Origin of the sequence: Xanthomonas sp. SHU 199 (genome assembly GCF_000364665.1) — a bacterium.
In the GTDB taxonomy this organism is placed as follows: Bacteria; Pseudomonadota; Gammaproteobacteria; order Xanthomonadales; family Xanthomonadaceae; genus Xanthomonas_A; species Xanthomonas_A sontii.
This window is the reverse complement of the sequence record NZ_AQOI01000277.1, coordinates 1-2,169: the sequence shown is the minus strand read 5'-3', so window position 1 is coordinate 2,169 and position 2,169 is coordinate 1. Positions and strand designations below refer to the sequence as shown.

General features: G+C 68.3%; 3 protein-coding genes. All 3 read left to right on the top strand.

Annotation, left to right across the window (positions count from 1 at the left end; all coding sequences use genetic code 11):
• Positions 1–44: 44 nt before the first annotated feature.
• The gene (locus D183_RS24445; protein ID WP_017908927.1) at positions 45–224 is read left to right on the top strand and encodes a hypothetical protein; all 180 of its coding nucleotides are present in this window, start codon (positions 45–47) and stop codon (positions 222–224) included.
• A 114-nt stretch (positions 225–338) separates the two neighbouring features.
• Entirely contained in the window at positions 339–1,193 is an 855-nt protein-coding gene (gene motA / locus D183_RS0110370; RefSeq protein WP_017908926.1) for a flagellar motor stator protein MotA, read from the top strand.
• A 7-nt stretch (positions 1,194–1,200) separates the two neighbouring features.
• Positions 1,201–2,169 (top strand): flagellar motor protein MotB (motB, locus tag D183_RS0110365; protein ID WP_017908925.1); only part of this gene is annotated, 969 nt, incomplete at its 3' end.

Sequence of the window (2,169 nt, the reverse complement as noted above, 5' to 3'; positions counted from 1 at the left end):
TGCAGGCGGCCGCCGACCCGGCGCGCGAGCGCCTGGCCCTGTAGGTGCGCGGCACCCGCCTGGACATGCAGCGCGCCGATGCCGGCGGCGCCACCGGCGCACGCTACGCCGACGCCCTGGGCAATACCTTCTGGCAGTCGCAGCCGGACCAGGCCACGCTGACCCTGGCCGGCCTGGGCGAGACCCTCAAGTGCGTCCGCCACGACAGCGGCATGATCGGCTGAAGACCGGCGCGGGCGCGGCCGCCGCCAAAAACCCGGCACAGTTCACACCTTCAGAATGGCGCGGCGGGGCCGACATCTAGAGCGTCCCCGCTTCGGCCCGCAGGCTGCCCCGCCATGCTCATCATCGTTGGCTTCATCGTCGTCATCATCAGCGTGGTCGGCGGCTACGTGCTGTCGCACGGCAAACTCGGCGCGCTGTGGCAGCCCTACGAGCTGATGATCATCGGTGGCGCGGCGCTGGGCGCGTTCCTGGTCAGCACCCCGGGCAAGATCGTCAAGGCGACGCTCTCCGGCGTGCTGGGCGTGTTCAAGGGCCCGCAGTACAAGGCCGACGACTACCGCAGCACCCTGACCCTGATCTACGAACTGCTGAACAAGGCGCGCCGCGACGGCTTCATGGCCCTGGAAGACCACGTCGAGCGTCCGGCCGACAGCGCGATCTTCGGCAACTACCCGAAGGTGCTGGCCGACCACCACCTGCTCGACTTCATCACCGACTGCCTGCGCCTGATGATCGGCAGCAACATCGAGCCGCACGAACTGGAACCGCTGCTGGAGCTGGAGCTGGAGAAGCACCACCACGAGGCGATGGCGCCGGCGCATGCGCTGAGCAAGGTGTCCGACGGCCTGCCCGGTTTCGGCATCGTCGCCGCGGTGCTGGGCATCGTCATCACCATGGGCTCGATCGGCGGTCCGATCGAGGAGATCGGCCACCACGTCGGCGCGGCGCTGGTCGGCACCTTCCTCGGCATCCTGCTGGCCTACGGCTTCGTCGCGCCGCTGTCGGCGGCGATGGAAGCGCGCGCCGAGCAGGACAGCCGCATCTTCGAATCGGTGAAGACCGCGCTGCTGGCCTGCCTGCGCGGCTACAACCCGAAGATCGCCCTCGAATTCGCGCGCAAGACCCTGCCGACCGACGTGCGGCCGAGCTTCGCCGACTTCGAATCGCATCTGAAGACGATCAAGTAACGCGGTCATGGCCGAGACCAAATCCACCGTCGTCATCCGCCGGGTCAAGAAGGTCCAGGGCGGCGGCCACCACGGCGGCGCGTGGAAGGTGGCCTATGCCGACTTCGTGACCGCGATGATGGCGTTCTTCCTGGTGCTGTGGCTGGTGGCGGCCACCACCAAGGAACAGCGCGCGGCGATCGCCGAATACTTCCGCAATCCCAGCCCGCTGGCCGGCAAGAGCCCGGCGCCGAGCCCCGGCATGGCCGGCCCCGGCGGCGCCAGCACCTCGATGATCAAGCTCGGCGGCGCCGGCGAGATGCAGCGCGGCAACAACAAGGATCCGTTCGGCAGCAAGAGCCTGAAGGGCGACGACAGCAAGACCACGCAGCGCGAGAAGGAGAAGCAACGCCTGGAAACGCTGATGCAGGAGCTGAAGGAAGCCATCGACAAGAGCCAGGCGCTGGAACCGTTCAAGGACCAGCTGCTGCTGGACCTGACCCCGGACGGCCTGCGCATCCAGATCGTGGACAAGGAAAACCGGCCGATGTTCGACCTCGGCAGCGCGGTGCTCAAGCCCTACACCCGCGGCATCCTCCACGAGCTGTCCGGCTTCATCAACCAGGTGCCCAACCACATCAGCATCACCGGCCACACCGACGTCACCCAGTACAGCGGCAAGAACGGCTACAGCAACTGGGAACTGAGCGCGGACCGCGCCAATGCCGCGCGCCGCGAACTGGTCGCCGGCGGCATGGGCGAGGACAAGGTCTCGCGCGTGGTCGGGCTGTCCTCCTCGGTGCTGTTCGACAAGCAGGTGCCGAACAATCCGATCAACCGCCGCATCAGCATCGTGGTGATGACCAAGGATGCCGAGGACGCCGCCACCGCCGACGGCGACCACAGCGTCGCCCTGGGCACGGTGCAACCCGACGCCGACACCAAGGTGCCGGACCTGAGCGCCACGGCGGGGGACGCGGCCGCCGCGCCGGCCGCC

Excerpts from the sequence above, each read along its gene's own strand:
- motA (WP_017908926.1), top strand. The coding sequence starts at position 339 with ATGCTCATCATCGTTGGCTTCATCGTCGTCATCATCAGCGTGGTCGGC.